This is a genomic window from Pseudomonas sp. B20(2017) (assembly GCF_002113125.1).
Taxonomy (GTDB): Bacteria; Pseudomonadota; Gammaproteobacteria; order Pseudomonadales; family Pseudomonadaceae; genus Aquipseudomonas.
In genome coordinates, this window is the sequence record NZ_NEJP01000001.1 from 347,017 (window position 1) to 360,818 (window position 13,802).

17 protein-coding genes are annotated in these 13,802 nt (G+C 61.1%); all 17 read right to left on the minus strand.

Annotated elements, in window-relative coordinates:
- The 17 genes from CAF63_RS01665 to CAF63_RS01745 all read right to left on the minus strand — a co-directional run bounded on the left by CAF63_RS01665 (nt 1) and on the right by CAF63_RS01745 (nt 13,634).
- On the minus strand, nt 1-264 hold the full coding sequence (locus CAF63_RS01665; protein WP_085683150.1) for a hypothetical protein: 264 nt from the start codon (nt 262-264) through the stop codon (nt 1-3).
- 58 nt (nt 265-322) lie between these two features.
- A complete protein-coding gene (locus tag CAF63_RS01670; RefSeq protein WP_085683151.1) occupies nt 323-910 on the minus strand; it encodes a phage baseplate assembly protein V in 588 nt (195 codons plus the stop codon).
- Nucleotides 907-1,446: a hypothetical protein gene (locus tag CAF63_RS01675; RefSeq protein WP_085683152.1), complete on the minus strand. Its 540-nt coding sequence runs from the start codon at nt 1,444-1,446 to the stop codon at nt 907-909. Before CAF63_RS01675 ends, CAF63_RS01670 begins: the two co-directional genes overlap by 4 nt.
- Nucleotide 1,447: 1 nt before the next feature.
- Nucleotides 1,448-2,104, minus strand: coding sequence for a hypothetical protein (locus tag CAF63_RS01680; RefSeq protein WP_085683153.1), 657 nt, complete (start codon nt 2,102-2,104; stop codon nt 1,448-1,450).
- Entirely contained in the window at nt 2,101-2,421 is a 321-nt protein-coding gene (locus CAF63_RS01685; RefSeq protein ID WP_085683154.1) for a hypothetical protein, read from the minus strand. Before CAF63_RS01685 ends, CAF63_RS01680 begins: the two co-directional genes overlap by 4 nt.
- Before the next feature lie 2 nt (nt 2,422-2,423).
- Entirely contained in the window at nt 2,424-3,419 is a 996-nt protein-coding gene (locus CAF63_RS01690) for a major capsid protein (RefSeq protein ID WP_085683155.1), read from the minus strand.
- 64 nt (nt 3,420-3,483) lie between these two features.
- Complete coding sequence (locus tag CAF63_RS01695; RefSeq protein ID WP_085683156.1) at nt 3,484-3,828, minus strand: head decoration protein; 345 nt, start codon at nt 3,826-3,828, stop codon at nt 3,484-3,486.
- Complete coding sequence (locus tag CAF63_RS01700) at nt 3,825-4,967, minus strand: head maturation protease, ClpP-related (RefSeq protein WP_085683157.1); 1,143 nt, start codon at nt 4,965-4,967, stop codon at nt 3,825-3,827. The genes CAF63_RS01695 and CAF63_RS01700 overlap by 4 nt, the downstream gene beginning before the upstream one ends.
- Nucleotides 4,964-6,448, minus strand: a complete 1,485-nt coding sequence (locus tag CAF63_RS01705) for a phage portal protein (protein WP_085683158.1) — start codon at nt 6,446-6,448, stop codon at nt 4,964-4,966. Before CAF63_RS01705 ends, CAF63_RS01700 begins: the two co-directional genes overlap by 4 nt.
- Nucleotides 6,448-6,654, minus strand: coding sequence for a phage head-tail joining protein (locus tag CAF63_RS01710; protein ID WP_085683159.1), 207 nt, complete (start codon nt 6,652-6,654; stop codon nt 6,448-6,450). Before CAF63_RS01710 ends, CAF63_RS01705 begins: the two co-directional genes overlap by 1 nt.
- A 1-nt stretch (nt 6,655) precedes the next feature.
- Nucleotides 6,656-8,689 carry a phage terminase large subunit family protein gene (locus CAF63_RS01715; RefSeq protein ID WP_085683160.1) on the minus strand — a complete coding sequence of 678 codons (2,034 nt, stop codon included), beginning with the start codon at nt 8,687-8,689 and terminating at the stop codon, nt 6,656-6,658.
- 4 nt (nt 8,690-8,693) lie between these two features.
- Nucleotides 8,694-9,296, minus strand: a complete 603-nt coding sequence (locus CAF63_RS01720) for a terminase small subunit (RefSeq protein ID WP_085683161.1) — start codon at nt 9,294-9,296, stop codon at nt 8,694-8,696.
- A 166-nt stretch (nt 9,297-9,462) separates the two neighbouring features.
- Nucleotides 9,463-9,807 (minus strand): phage holin family protein, encoded by a 345-nt coding sequence (locus CAF63_RS01725; protein WP_071550918.1) that lies wholly within the window; start codon nt 9,805-9,807, stop codon nt 9,463-9,465.
- 527 nt (nt 9,808-10,334) lie between these two features.
- Complete coding sequence (locus CAF63_RS01730; RefSeq protein ID WP_085683162.1) at nt 10,335-10,694, minus strand: hypothetical protein; 360 nt, start codon at nt 10,692-10,694, stop codon at nt 10,335-10,337.
- Nucleotides 10,687-12,906: a VapE domain-containing protein gene (locus CAF63_RS01735; protein WP_085683163.1), complete on the minus strand. Its 2,220-nt coding sequence runs from the start codon at nt 12,904-12,906 to the stop codon at nt 10,687-10,689. The genes CAF63_RS01730 and CAF63_RS01735 overlap by 8 nt, the downstream gene beginning before the upstream one ends.
- On the minus strand, nt 12,896-13,123 hold the full coding sequence (locus tag CAF63_RS01740) for a TraR/DksA family transcriptional regulator (RefSeq protein ID WP_085683351.1): 228 nt from the start codon (nt 13,121-13,123) through the stop codon (nt 12,896-12,898). Before CAF63_RS01740 ends, CAF63_RS01735 begins: the two co-directional genes overlap by 11 nt.
- The gene (locus CAF63_RS01745) at nt 13,116-13,634 is read right to left on the minus strand and encodes a phage regulatory CII family protein (RefSeq protein WP_085683164.1); all 519 of its coding nucleotides are present in this window, start codon (nt 13,632-13,634) and stop codon (nt 13,116-13,118) included. The genes CAF63_RS01740 and CAF63_RS01745 overlap by 8 nt, the downstream gene beginning before the upstream one ends.
- Between the last annotated feature and the right edge of the window lie 168 nt (nt 13,635-13,802).

The following is a 13,802-nucleotide window of genomic DNA, read 5'->3' on the forward strand; positions in this document are numbered from 1 at the left end:
CTACTCCTTGAGCTGCTCGTATTCAGGGTGAACCTTGAGGTATTTCAGCGCGACGTCATCGCCCGCCTCGACCATGACCAGGCTATTGACCACGGGAAGGGTGCGACCGTCCGGCAGAACCACCGTGCGGGAGGTGTAGAGGGCGTCGCGAAACTTGATGAGCTGGTCAGAGGCATGGCCGGGGAATCCCTGAGCAACAGGGACAAGCCCTGATACTGGCAGTGCTTCCGCGAACGCCTCGACTTCAGATTTGACCTTGGTCATGAGTATCTCCAGGCATAAGAAAGCCCGCGCGCGGCGGGCTGGGTGGATGGGTGGGTGATCAATGCTTGTGGTTGGCAGTGTTGCCGGTGGTGTCCAGGATCGCACCGTCGCTGGTGATGTTTTGCGTGGCGTGCAGTGGCCCGTCGATATGCACCGGTCCCTTGATGTTCACTTTGCCTTCGAGATCGATCGTTCCCGACTTCACGGTGACGGCGTTGTCGGTCACTTCGGCCAGGGTTGTCCCGACCTTGATGACGACCGTGCCGGTGGGCAGCGTGATGCTGTAAATGCTGTCCTGCCAGTCGTAGACCAAGCGCCCGCCATCCTCGAAATGCCAGACTTCGACATGGTCACGGTTGTCAGGCGGTGGCCCGCCGTTACCGTATAAACCGGGAATGAACGTGCCTTGTGCCACTTCGCCACTGGCACTGATTAAGGTGCCCTGCTCATTCAGGCTTGGCGCTCGCCAGTGCCGTGCCTTGCCGGCGGCGACGCTGTGCCAGCGCACCCAACCGCTGACCCATTCACCGTCCGAAACGCGGCACACCGGTGGTGATGCCGTTAGATCCACCGCCACCACGTAGCAGTCCTTGACCAGGCCTGCGAGCATGCGGTCATGCTGGGCGCTCACGTAGCCGGCGCTCATGGTAGATTCTCCGGCGAAAAGTACTTGTCCTTGTTGGCCAGGCCGGTGTCAGGCTCCACGCCGAACAGCAACGTGCCCGGTGGCTGATCGAGCCACGGCCATTTTGTTTCGCCGAGGTAGATCTGCTGCGTCCATTCCACAACCCAGACGGTGTAGCCATCCAGCTCCGGCTTGGTCCAGTCCTGCATGGCCTGAACAAACTCCGCCGGTTCGACTTCGACGCCCCACGACTGCATTCGCAGCAGCACGGCCAACTGACCGGCGATGAATACCGCTTGCTGATGGTGATCGGGCTGGATCGGGTCGGTAATCACCCGCGCCTCGAACTTGCAGGACAGACCCGTTTCGCCCGTTCCCGGATCGAGTCCCGGCTCCATCTCCGCCAACTCGATCAGAACTGCCGGCAATGCGATGCGATCATCAATGTTCGGCCAGACTGCAACAGTCTGAATACCTGGCAGGTGATCCTGAATATGCCGTTCAATGGCTTGATACAACTGCTCCAGGCTGAACGGCTCATCGACTTGATCCGTCATGTCATGTCCCCTTCAGGTGTTTCTGCAGTTCAAAATTGAGTTCCTGCTGCAGGACGTGCAGCAACTGTTCATCGGCCTTGCGGATCCAGCTTTCGAAGTGTGGCCGCGCCTGCTCCAGCGACACCTTGGCTTTCGCCAGTGGAAAGCGGCTGCCGTGTTCGGCGATCCAGCCCGAACTGGCCCCGCCCGCCCCGCTGACATCGCTATCGGGATAGTCACTGGCGTCGAAATGCTTACTGGCCGTTCGGATCCAGACATCCGCGCTGTTGCCGTAAACCTTCTTGAAGAACGCCCCCTGAAAACGGCGCCCCGCCACTGACACACCGGAACGGCTCTGTCGAGGCCGGCCAATGCGGCTGGCTTCCATGGCGTTGAGGCCGAACCACAGCTTACCGCTGTTCGCGCTACCGCTGACCGGGTAAGCTCGCAGCCGCTGCCGCACAGCAGCAACCGCAATGCGCTCCTGTCGGCCAACGGCGCGAGCAATTTGCATGGCGAGCCATCGCAACGTTTTGTTGATGGCTCGCCGCTGTGCCGCAGCAGCGGCCTTCGGCACCAGCGCGGCGAAATCCTGAAAGGCTTTCAGGTCGGCCGCCGAGGTCTGCAGGGAGATCATCCCGCCGCCGGCCGAGGGCTTAAAGTAGCTGCCGACACTCATGGGCGTTTCCTCAGGATCAAAGCGACCAATCCGTCACCACCTGGCTCCAGCTGCATCAGGTCGTAGTCACCGCCGCCATCCAACGCCGGTAAATCAACGGTCACCAGCAGCCCTTTTTTCAGGCCGTGCGAATCACGGACACGGATCTCGAACTTCGGCTCGCGCAACGCCGTTTTGAGGCTGCCCATCTTGGGTTGCATCCACGGTGCAGCGAACATGCCGAGCACCGGTTCGTCGTAGCCCTCGATCCGAGCCGTGTCGCCGAGCGTTTCGAACACCGTATCGTCAATGTCTTCCAGCAGCTCGCGGAAAGACATGGTCAGAGTTCCAGGAGGATCTGTGCCCGTGGTCGCGTGCACAGGTGCAACGGGTTGGACTGGGCTTCGCCGGCCACACCCTTGTTGAACGGCAAGGGTTCGAGCTTGCTGTAGTACGGCAGACCTTCGGTGTTGACCGTCTCCATGTAGTCGGCCGGTGCGAAGACCGAGATGTATAGATCCGGCACACCTTCGGGAACCAGCAGCGCCTTGTCATCGTGCACGAACAGCACGCCCGCCACTTTGCCGCGATAGCGCTCCCAGACAATGCCGCCGAATTCAAAGCTCTCGCGGGCATCACCGCGAAGAGACGCTGCTTGCAGAGTGTTGAGATAGGTTTGCTTGACCGACTTGTGACTGACCAGCTTGTTCCAGAAGTTCTTGCCGCAGAAGGCACGAGAACCCGAGCTGGTCACACTGCCCAACGCATCCGCCTGCATGTCCAACGCTTCACCAGCATTCACTCGCAGGTCAGCTTCAGGGTCATTGAGCCCCATGGGCATTTTCTGACGGTTCACGCCAAAGGACTTGTAGATGTCCAGCAAAACCGTCTTGCCATCAGCATCGAGGATCTGGCCGTTCAGAGCGCCCATCCGCTGAAATTCATGAGTGGCGTCCAACTGGCGCCGCGCCTTGGCAAGTCGACGGTTGACCACGTCCTGTACCGACTGCAACTCGGTTCGCGTACCGAAAGCCCGGATGCCTTGGATCTCATCGGCCTTGATGGTGAAGCGCTCCGGCAGGTGCACGGTGTTGAAAGGGATCAGATTACGCTTGCTGCCACCGACCACCAGGCCTGAACTGCCGCGCTCACCAGCCGGCACCAGGGCGAGAGTGTCGCCGTCCTTCTCGACCTGCACCGTGAGGTTGGTAGTGCCTTCCTCGCGAAACAGTCCAAGACTGCTGATGCGGCCGGGCAGGTATTCCTGTTCGTTGATCGCAGCGGTCAGCGAGGGCACGCTGAAGGCGTCGTCTTCAAAAATGGCGATATCGGCCATGGGTGTACTCTCCAGAAACGAAAAGTCCCGCACTCGGCGGGATGCATATGAAAGATGGAACGTCTTAGCGGACGATCAGGAAGTGCGCGGCCAAGGCTTTCTCGGCGGCCGGGTCGAGGCCAGTCAGATGGGCCTCGCTGACCTCGGCCAGACGCACCACAGCGCGACCGCGACGAACGACATCTGACTCGCCGAGTGGGCCGTAGAGAATGGCCATGGCGTTTTCCGTGCCGTCTTCGGCAGTCGGGTTGTACGGGGCGAATTCGCTGCTCGAAGTCACCAGTCCGAGGATCTGTCCGGGCTCCAGCGCCGGGCCTGCCGCGACGTTGATCGCTTCGCGGGAGATGTTGCCGGCGCCCTCGGACAGCAGGAATTCGCCTGCGTGCATCGGTTCCAGTTTGGAGTTCATGGTCTTGCTCCTTTCGAGGTTGGGGACTGAGCGGCCTGACGGGCTGCCCAGATCGAGGACGGATCGGGTTGTTTGGCTTGAATTTTGGGCGGCGGGTCTTCGCTCTGAGGCAGGCTGTTGTCGATCTCGAAGCCTCCGCCCTTCCCCACGACTTTGTCGAAGAGCCGCGCACGCACGGCGCTGGCATCCAGTCCAGCTTGCACAAACTCCACCGCGAACTCTGGTAACCGGGCGGCCACGCACAGATCGCGGATCGATTTGGCCTGAGTGATGGCCGCCTTCACGGTCGCCTCATCGACCAACTTGGTAGTGGCCAGTAGTGGCTCGATGAGGTTGCTCATTCCGCCTTGGTTACAGGACTTGCTGATCAGCAGAGCCAGCGCCGCTGCATCCGCACCAGGCTCAGGTGTTTCAGGATCGTCGATCACCGGTTCGGTCGGTTTCGCGGGCTCGTTGAGCAGATCTAACAGCGCCTGGGGCGTATGCTGGTATTTCTGCATCACCGTGCCCTGCCCCAGGCATGCTTTGATCTGGACACCGTCGCCGACCTCGTCGGCCAATCCAAGCGCCACCGCTTCGCGGGCCGTCAGCCAGGTCTCTGCATTGACCAAGCGCCGCAACTCGACTTCGTCGATGTTCGGCGCCTTGGTTTTATACGCCGTGATTATGAGCTCCAGCGCTTGATCCAGCGCGGTCGCGACCTTGCGCATGTCCTCGGCATCACCCGAGGCGTACGTCCACGGGTTGTGAATCATCAGCGCTGCGTTTTCCGCGACTACAACCCGATGAGCGCCGCAGACTGCAACGCTCGCCGCACTGGCAGCGAGAGCATCAACCCGACCGGTGCAGCGCTCGCCCAAACGCTTCAGGGCGTTATTAATGGCCAGACCGTCGAACAGGTCGCCGCCGATGCTGTTGAACGCCACCACAATCGGTGATGTGCCGTCATCCAGCTCGGCGAGATCACGCACAAACTGATTGGCGGTGATGCCCCAAGTGCCGATCTCGCCGTAAACGTACACCTCGATGGTGCGTTGTTCGGCTTCCCCGCTGGCCCGGAGGCTGTACCAGTGTTTGTCTTGCACGGACAGTTGCCCGTCCAGTTTGTTAAAGATCCGTAGAGGGAACGGCGGTTTCATGGTTTCTCCTGATCGTCAGGGTGGGTATCGACCTCGACGAGCGTTCGGTAATTGAGGCCCAGCTTGCGGGCACGTTGGGCGTCGGCCGCGTTCTCCGCGTCGACGGCTTCGGCGTCGTAGCCAGTGCGCAGACACATCTCACTGCGCGAGGCGAATCCGGCGTTGACCTCCAGCATTCGCGCTTGCACGTCCTGTACTGGCTGGATGTAGGCCCAGCCTTGCGGCACCCAGCGCGTGCGCAGAAATTCGCGGCGGCGACTGGCGTAGTCCGGCAGTTCGATCACGCCGGCCAGCACTGCCATGTCCAGCCACGCGGCGCGTACCGGTCGACAGAGTTGGTGGATGTAGACGTTGAATTGCAGCTGTTCAAGGCGGCGTCGGAACTCGTTCAGCACTACACGCAGCGCCCGGTCGTTGATGCCTTTCATGTCACCGGTAAGGATCTCGTAGGGCGTGTCGGTACCAGCCGCTGCGGCCATCAGTTGCTGACGCATGAAGTCCGGGTAGTTGTTGCCGGCGTCCGGTGGTTTGGAGAACTCGACCTCCTCACCCGCGCCCAACTCCTGCATGGTGCCGGGCTCCAGCGCGACCATCGGTGTGAAGCCATCGCGGTCGGCGGTGATCAACTGGCCGGTGACCGGGTCGCGAGGAACCTGTCCCGTGTCCGGCGACGGACGTTTGATGAAACCGGCGAACAGGTTGGAGACCTCCTGCCGGAACAGCACCGCGTCGTCGTAGTTGTCCAGGCTGCGCAGTCGCTTGAGCACTGGTGACATGCGAGGCACGCCTCTTAGTTGACCCGGTTCCAGCGGTTCGAAGATGTGTAGCACCTGGCTGGAGGGCACGCGCACCAGTTGGTTGTAGCCGCTGTTGAGCGACGACGCGTCACGCGGGTGCGAGCGGTACATCCAGTAGGCCACGCGCTTGCCGGCCGGGTTGAACTCGATCCCGGCGCGGATGATGTTGCCGTCGCGGGTGGTTTCGAATTTGTCGTGAGGAACGAACTCCGGTGCCAGGGTCTGCAATTGCAGTGGCACGACCAGCCCCTCGTCGAGACCACGCGGGCGCAACCGGACAAAGCACTCGCCCGCCATTTCGACGGTGCGAGCGACCAACGCCTGCTGCCCATAGAAGTCGCAGAGGCCGTCTGCATCCGACTCGTCGGCCCAGTCGTCCCATAGTTCCTGCAGCAGGTTGCGCAGTTCTTCGTCCTTGACCTTCGGTCGCGGCGTGATGCCAGTGCCGATCAGGTTACTGACGCGTTTGTTGATCGCGTTGGCCGCGTACGGGTCGTTGCGTACCGCTGCCCGCGACCGGGCTCGCAGGTTGCGTAGCGCCGGGGTGTTGATGCTGTTGATTCCGTTATCGGAAGCATCCCAACTGGCCGAACGACGGCCCTCTCCGGCGCCTTCGTAGCTGGCCTTGATGTTCGATGGCAGCAAAAATCCGCTACGCGTCAGTGCCGGAAATTGTCGAGACATCAGATTCCCTTGCCTCCGTGACTGAGTCGCACGACCCGCGAGCGCGGAGCGACAGCGCTGCAGAGCGAACTGCGTATTTCTTCCCGTGCGCGGAGCAACTCATCAACGTCGCGGTATTCCACCGTTCGGTCGCTGTAGCGCACGGTCTTTTCGCCACGCGCGATAGCACGCTCGATGACTTCGAGGTGTTTCTGGGTAAAGGACATATCAGCGTCTCTTCAGATAACCGCTGGTGGAACTGCGGCGTTGAGGGGGTGCGGCTGGACGTGTCTGCACGACCGGCGCAGCAGGTGGTGGTGGCGCGGCTTGAGCCTGCCGCACAGCTGCAGGTTCAGGCGTTTCGCCTTCGTCGACGCGCTCCCCCTGAACCGGCTTGATGCCCAAGGCATCGTCGAACAGACCGGATTGGGCCAGCGCCTGACGGACCCGGTCCCAGTCGTGTTCCTGGTAGCGGTTGATGCCGAGGTAATGAGCCATCGCGAGGCAGTACACCATCAGGTCGAGCGCTTCGTTGCGCTCAGCCTTGCCCTTCACCCATTCGATACGCTTGTGGCCGCGCACGTATCGCACGACCTTGCGCTCGGCGACGCACTGGGCAAAGAACTCGTCCGGCAGGTCATTGGCAAAGTGCAGCGAACCCGGCCCGTCCGGGAACGGGTAGCGGTTGTAGATCCAGTCCTTTGCCGTGTCGGTGCCGACGAACCAGAGCTCGGCGCCGTTGCGTTCGGTCTGGCCTTTCCAGGTCACGTCGACCAGGGACGGGCGCTGTGCGATGACCGGTCTACCCGGTTTGCTCGCGCCTTTGATGGCGAAGACGTTGCGCCAACGACGCACGCGGCAGAACTGATAGACCTCGTCGGTGTGGTGACCGCCGGAGTCGACGCCAACGGCAAGGATGCCCAAGCCGACACCGCAAGGATGCCGGTAGCGAGCCTTGAGTTTTTCGTCCAGCACTGCCCAGGTGCGCTCGTCGGCCGGATCGCCCCAGATGACCTGGTGATCGACCACCCAGCGCTCCATGCCGACGCCAAAACCCATCACCATCATTTCCAGGCGATTGGCTTGCACGTCGACAGAACCAGTCAGCATCAGCACACCGGCCGGCATCGTGCCGAGGGTATAGGTCTCTTGCCGCGCCCGAGCGATCAGCACTTCTGCCTTGGTCTGTTCGAGTGCGCTATCCCAGACCTTGGCAAGTCGGGTGTTGTAGAACACTTGCATCAGGCTCGTGTCGCCTTGGGCCTGAGCTTTTTTGGCGTCTTCAAACTCCACGGCGAGCGATGCCCAATCCATCCAACCGGTCGGCGAGTACAGTGCGTTGAGATGGAAGCCAACGGTTTTGCCATCGCCACTAGCATGAGCGCGCCACTCGCCTCGAGCGAGCATATCGCTCTTATGATGCTCCTCGATCAGAACATCACAATCCATCCCGGACGCCGCGCACTTGTAATGCACTACGCTGAAATCGGCCGAGTAGAGTAGGTTTTCCCACTCAAGTACCTGCATGTGCCCACAGTGCGGGCAAGGCACGTAGTAGTGGCGCTGGTCGCTGGACTCGAACAGATCCGCGATTCGCGAGGCGCCCTTGATCGTTGGCGAACTGGAAAAGTAGATCTTGGCGTTGCGGCCGAAGTTGGTCGCCCGCGTCTCCGCCAGTCGGATGGGATCACCCTCCTGGCCGACGTCGTTCTCCCAGCGGTCAACCTCATCGCCATAGATGTAACGCGCCGACAGCTCTGACAAGTTGGCCGCAGAGCCGGCGGTAGTGACATACAGCGAGCCGCCCTCGAACTCCTTGGTGTCCATCGTGTTACGTGCATCCCGCGAGCGGGTAGCAGCGACACGCTCGCGCAGAACTGGTGTCGCTTTAATGGTCTTGCTGATCCGCCCGGAGACCCGTTTGGACAGGCTCAGACTCGGCAGCAGCGCCAGGATGTTCGAGGGCGCCATGTGAATCAGGCCGCCCATCCAGTTCAGGGCGATCTGGGTTTTCATCAACTGCGAGGCCACCATGGTGACCACGCGCCTGCAGGGGTGAGCCGGCGACAGGCAACGCATCGGCTCGCGGGCGTAAGGTGTCCGTGAGGTGCGGTACTGGCCGGGCTCTGGAGCGCCGGTGTCTCGCGGGATCCGCATGTACTCGTCGGCCCATTGATCGATCCAGAGATCTGGGTCGGGGCGTAGTCCACGGAAATAAGCCTCACGGTACACCTCTGCACCGTCAGGAAATTCCGTGTGCATGGGTTCAGTCCGTTGTCATGGCGTGTTCAAGGTCGGCTGAAGAGAGGCGCTCGGCTTCCTCCAGCGTTCGACGGAAGGTGGCCGTCAGGTGTTTTTCGATCAGCCAGGGATCGGTCATTACCGCGAGGTCGTGGGACAGTTGCGGCAAGGGGCCGAACAGTTGATCGCGCAGCAACCGGCCGGCGTTGTAGGCACCGGTCTCGACGGCTTCCTTGGAGACCAGTGAGCCCTGGGCTTTGCCCAGCTCGATCTCGGCCAGCTTGGCCATGTTGTGCTCACGCAGAGCGCGGGCTTTCTGGAAGTCGGGGAGCTTGCCATCGCCGGTGATAACCTGCGGCGGCGCAGCCGTGGAAGTCGGTTCTGCCGACGTGGACAGTTGGTTGTACACGTCGCGCTGAATCCGGTCTTGTTGGTGTCGGTCGGCGACGGCGGCTTTGCTTGGGTCGGCGGTGTCGCGAATCAACGCTTCGCTGGCCTGCACGTCCACCAGTTTTCCGTTCGGCGACAGCACCAGACGGTTGTTGTTTTTCAACCAGGTGATGTAGCTCGGCGCCCTGCCGATCCGCGCCGCGAAGGCGCTTTTCGACAGGTAGGTTGGTTCTGTCATAAGCCCTCCTTTCAACGGCTTTTCAATGCAGACCTTTCAATTTCAATGGATTGAATTTCAGTAAGCTGGGGGCGCTCCCGCTAACACTTTCCCGCGGGTTTCCGACCCCGTGTCCTTCAGATACCCCTAGGGTCCCCGGCGGTTTTCGGCGCCCCAGATCGGTGCATCACCCCTGTTCGCCCCCGGCTGGCGGGACTTCGCTGACGCCCAGCCGCTTGGCAGCCCAGCGTTCGTACAACCCGATGGCCACATCGGCACCGGCCATCGCCGTCAGGCAACCCAAGGCTCCTGCCGTCCAGATCGTCATACCGGCCGCGATCATCAGCATCATCGCCGACACTCCGCAGACAATGCAGGCACCTGACCGAAGCGCAAGACGTCGCAACAACGCCCAGCCTCGCGCCCCGTCCTTGTCAGCCCGCCACATCTCTCCCGATACGCCGCCGACCAGGGCCAGGACGATCACTAACCAGATCGGCATCTCTGCCAGTGCTTGTTGCTCGCTTGTCATCGCCTACCCCATGAACGCAAAAACCCGGCGCAGTGGCCGGGTTTGGTGGTGTGGTGCCTGCCGCTCTCTGCGGTCGCACCTATCGAAGATGACTACTTTTTACAGGTCGATTCCGATGGCAGCAACCCCGGTTTAATGCCACCCGGTGAATAAGTGGTGAATGTGGGGTGAACGTCTAGCGAATGTAGGCGAATAACTCATCCCGGCATGCTGTTGTTTCGGCGGCGTCCCATGCGTCCCACCATTCAGAATTGAAGTGGGACGCCTGAGAGCGCCTAAACTCGGGGCTTTGCCCCACCGTCCTACTTTTTTCTCTACTTTCTCGTGTAAAGGAAGAACTTAAAGAACACGCTTGCGCGTGAAGCGCGCGTACTGCTGCCTGCTACGCATATGCGGGCGGGTGACGTTGCAAGGTGGGACGGTGGGACAACCCTGAAAAGACAAGGCCCGCACCTGTCCCACTACGTCAAAACATAGTGGGACAAGGCGGGCCGGTAGGACAACAACTGCCGGAGCCATGCCTGGGGTCAAGCAGCCACCCCCATAAACATGCCCCAGATAACCAGATGTGCGTCATGCAGACGCTGGTAGTAGGTGTCGCGACCACAACCGCAATGGGCGTAACGCAAGCGCATATCCACATCGAGTGTGCAGTAATGCTCCCGCACAACCGTCACCAGCTCGGGCGCCAGATGCTTATTCACGATCAGCTCGATGTCGAGAGAGCTCTCCAGCGGTGCACGAAAGGCACGACGCCCGCGAATCAGTTGCCCATTGCTCTCCATCATCATGGCAACCATGTTCCCCCCAGCAAGCCCCCCTTTCGAATGTTCGGAATGCAGCTCCTGAGCCCACAGCTTCAGCAACGAATCAATCTCCTTAATCATCGAAGCAAGGCTCCTCGAAAGCAGATTGCTCCAAAGCAGGCGCCCTGCCCCAATCCGCAGGTTTCTTGTATCCCCACAGGCGTTGCCGGCTCTTGGTCATAGCTCCGAGCCGATATCGTCGCCATCCCAACCGATGCAGGATCGCCCCGACCCGCATCTGCTCGGGCTTGCCCCAATGCCCCGGGTCTAGCTTGAGCGCCTGCGTCAACACCTCACTGCCTGTCGTGGTCTCACCGATCTGCGACTCTTCCAACCAGGTCAAGATTGGCGTTTCCCATTCGTCCACTACGAAGCGCTCGTCTTGCTCTTCGCCGAACATCGCCGCTTCATCCAGCGTCACCCACCAGAGATCGCCCGCGTCGTAACAGAACACCGCCTCAGCCCACAGCTGCTCGCGGATCGAACGCAACAGCTCAAGATCCACTTTTGTACACGCCACCGGCCAATAACGGCGGTTACCGGTCGCATCCTTCAGGTACTCGTCTTGGTTCGTCGTTCCCACGAACACGCACTGACGCGGAACATCCATCGTGCGACGGCCGTAACTCTCGCGGTAGGTATCGGTGGACGCCGAGAAGAACTGCTTGGCCTTAGTACTTTCAGCCTTGTTGAAGCTGTCCAGTTCGCCCAGCTCGACGATCCACTTGCCCCGGATCGCTTGAAACCCATCTTTGTCGCCCAGCGCGAACGGCGTATCCATGAACCACTCGCCGCCGAGAATGCTCATCGCCGTCGACTTACCGGCGCCCTGCGCCCCCTCGAGAATCATCACCGAGTCAGCCTTGCAGCCCGGCTTCATTACTCTCGCCACGGCCGACAACATCCAACGCTTACCGACCTTGCTAGAGTAATCGGTGGCCTTCACGCCCATGACGTCTGTGAGCCAGCTTTCCAGGCGCGGCACGCGATCCCACTCAAGCTTGCGCAGGTACTGCCGTACCGGATGAAACGCATGGTCATGCGCGACAACACTCACCGCCTCGATCACATGCGACGCCTTGACCCGCAAGTTGTACTGCTGCGCGAGCCACTTCATCACCCGCACATCATCGATGTCCGCCCAATCGCCCGTACCGCCGCCATACGGCGCCGCACGCAGCTTCACGATCTTCGAACTGAACGCGCTGTAACTGATCACCCCGGCCCAACGTTCATCGTTGGCCAGGATCAACTCGACGTTCTGCATGTGCGCAATCAACGCACCGCTTTCACTCCGAGCCAGCATGTCCTTCCAGCCACCAGCAGCCGGCGGCTTCACCACCGCCAGTACCTGACGGCGCACAGCCTCCAAACCTTCGGCCACATGCAGGTCGTTGAAGTCGGTCCACTTGATCTCCCGCTCACCGGAGAAGATCGGCGCGACCACCTGGCCACCGACGATCAGCGCCGCATTGTTGGCCTTCTCTTCACCAGGGTTCCAGGCATCGCCGTTCGGTTTCGTGGTCTTCCAGTCATCGTCCCGGCAAATGATCAGCGGGCAGCCGGCGAAGCGCTCACGCATCGCCTTGCACACCACCAGCAAGTTGCCGGCGTCAAACGCGATGGCCACGGTCAGCGACGTCGCCATATGCAGGCTTGCGCCCGTGGCGTAGCCCTCACACACCAGCACCGGCTCGCCCGGATCCGGGTGCGGCCCGATCAGATGGAAAGCACCCTCCTTCGACATGCCGTAAGGCCAATAGGACTTGTCCCGGCCGGTGTCTTCTTGCTTGGTCGGAAACACCACCTGCAGCCCGACAATTTCGTCGCGCACATTGCTCATCGGCACCAGGAATGCACCGGTTCGCGGCGCATACCGAACGCCGAAGCCGACGATCTGCTTGCGATCAAGATAGTCGCTACGGCCTTTTTCCGGCATGCGCTTGAACATCCCCGCCGCCCGACTTGCCGCGCGACGTGCAGCATTGGCCGAGATCTCGGCAGCCCGGCGCTTGGCTTCTTCTTGCCGAGCGCGCATGACCTCACGCTCTTCTGGCGACATTCGGCCAGCCTTGACCTTGATCTTCTGCGACTCGCCCGAGCGCCAATCACCGAACGCTCCGAAAATCAGCGTCTCGCCCTTTTCCGTACGCTGCTCGTGAACGACATACCAGCCGTTCTTTTCCTTGCCCTTATCCTGCGCCGTCTTGCAGCGGGTCAGCTTCCCAAACACGAGCGGCTGCGCTGGCTCAAGCCCGTAATCGGCGAACTGCCTCAGAACATCATCCAGCATGGCGAGCCCCCTTCAGTTCCGCGAGAGAAAGGCATCCCACGCATTGCGTGCAACCGGGCTGCGCCAAACGACGGGCCTCCGGGATCGGGTCATCGCACGTTTCGCAGAACAGAAACGAATGCGCCACCAAGGCGGGCTTGGTGGCGTTGCGCGCAGCGAGCGCCTGATCGATGCGCTCTTGCACCAAGTCATTAGCAAAGTCAGCGATATCAGCCACGATCAACACCCCGCGTGGTCTGGTTGACGTACGTGGCGCGGTTGAACATTCCCAGCAGCCCCTGAATCCCACGAAACACTTGCAGGCGAATCGCGGCCAGTTCCTCATCAGTGACGACACCGTCACCAATGCTCTTGGCCCAGGTGTCCGCCAGATCCGCCACCTTGCGAAAGTATTCCGCGATACCGGTGGTCAACGTCTCAGGCATGTCATTGGTGTACGCCTCAGCCAGCTCCTGCCAGATCGTGTCACCGACTAACGAATGCACCGCATCCAGAATGCGGCGATCTTTGGTCAGCTCCAGAATCTCGCCGAACTCTTGAATGTTCACCGTGTGGCTTGGGTGGGTTGGGGAAAGCTTGTGCTGCAGCGTCGTCGCATTCCGGCCGGTGGTGGCGGCGATAGCGGCGGCACCACCGGGGTAGTCCCGTGCGGCATGGTAAAGCGCAAGATCGAGCGGCAGGACTTCCCGCTGCGCCCGGTCTAGAGAGCTCAGAATGATACGGCTCATGGCATTAATCCTTGTAAGTTGCCAGTGCCGCACGACAGAGAGTGGTGATACATTTGTCGTGTGGCTTGATAGGCCCAAACGCCGGCGAGGTTCCTAAGACCAACACCGGCACCGTGCCGAGGCGAACAATCCGTTGTTCACCCCTGGCGCAACAGCTGCCAGCTCTGT

What these genes read in the sequence shown, in the direction of transcription:
- CAF63_RS01715 (WP_085683160.1), bottom strand. Translation starts at nt 8,689, where the DNA reads ATGCACACGGAATTTCCTGACGGTGCAGAGGTGTACCGTGAGGCTTAT.
- CAF63_RS01695 (WP_085683156.1), bottom strand. Translation starts at nt 3,828, where the DNA reads ATGAACTCCAAACTGGAACCGATGCACGCAGGCGAATTCCTGCTGTCC.
- CAF63_RS01700 (WP_085683157.1), bottom strand. Translation starts at nt 4,967, where the DNA reads ATGAAACCGCCGTTCCCTCTACGGATCTTTAACAAACTGGACGGGCAA.
- CAF63_RS01670 (WP_085683151.1), bottom strand. Translation starts at nt 910, where the DNA reads ATGAGCGCCGGCTACGTGAGCGCCCAGCATGACCGCATGCTCGCAGGC.
- CAF63_RS01705 (WP_085683158.1), bottom strand. Translation starts at nt 6,448, where the DNA reads ATGTCTCGACAATTTCCGGCACTGACGCGTAGCGGATTTTTGCTGCCA.
- CAF63_RS01725 (WP_071550918.1), bottom strand. Translation starts at nt 9,807, where the DNA reads ATGACAAGCGAGCAACAAGCACTGGCAGAGATGCCGATCTGGTTAGTG.
- CAF63_RS01680 (WP_085683153.1), bottom strand. Translation starts at nt 2,104, where the DNA reads ATGAGTGTCGGCAGCTACTTTAAGCCCTCGGCCGGCGGCGGGATGATC.
- CAF63_RS01720 (WP_085683161.1), bottom strand. Translation starts at nt 9,296, where the DNA reads ATGACAGAACCAACCTACCTGTCGAAAAGCGCCTTCGCGGCGCGGATC.
- CAF63_RS01690 (WP_085683155.1), bottom strand. Translation starts at nt 3,419, where the DNA reads ATGGCCGATATCGCCATTTTTGAAGACGACGCCTTCAGCGTGCCCTCG.
- CAF63_RS01735 (WP_085683163.1), bottom strand. Translation starts at nt 12,906, where the DNA reads ATGCTGGATGATGTTCTGAGGCAGTTCGCCGATTACGGGCTTGAGCCA.
- CAF63_RS01685 (WP_085683154.1), bottom strand. Translation starts at nt 2,421, where the DNA reads ATGTCTTTCCGCGAGCTGCTGGAAGACATTGACGATACGGTGTTCGAA.
- CAF63_RS01745 (WP_085683164.1), bottom strand. Translation starts at nt 13,634, where the DNA reads ATGAGCCGTATCATTCTGAGCTCTCTAGACCGGGCGCAGCGGGAAGTC.
- CAF63_RS01665 (WP_085683150.1), bottom strand. Translation starts at nt 264, where the DNA reads ATGACCAAGGTCAAATCTGAAGTCGAGGCGTTCGCGGAAGCACTGCCA.
- CAF63_RS01675 (WP_085683152.1), bottom strand. Translation starts at nt 1,446, where the DNA reads ATGACGGATCAAGTCGATGAGCCGTTCAGCCTGGAGCAGTTGTATCAA.
- CAF63_RS01710 (WP_085683159.1), bottom strand. Translation starts at nt 6,654, where the DNA reads ATGTCCTTTACCCAGAAACACCTCGAAGTCATCGAGCGTGCTATCGCG.
- CAF63_RS01730 (WP_085683162.1), bottom strand. Translation starts at nt 10,694, where the DNA reads ATGATTAAGGAGATTGATTCGTTGCTGAAGCTGTGGGCTCAGGAGCTG.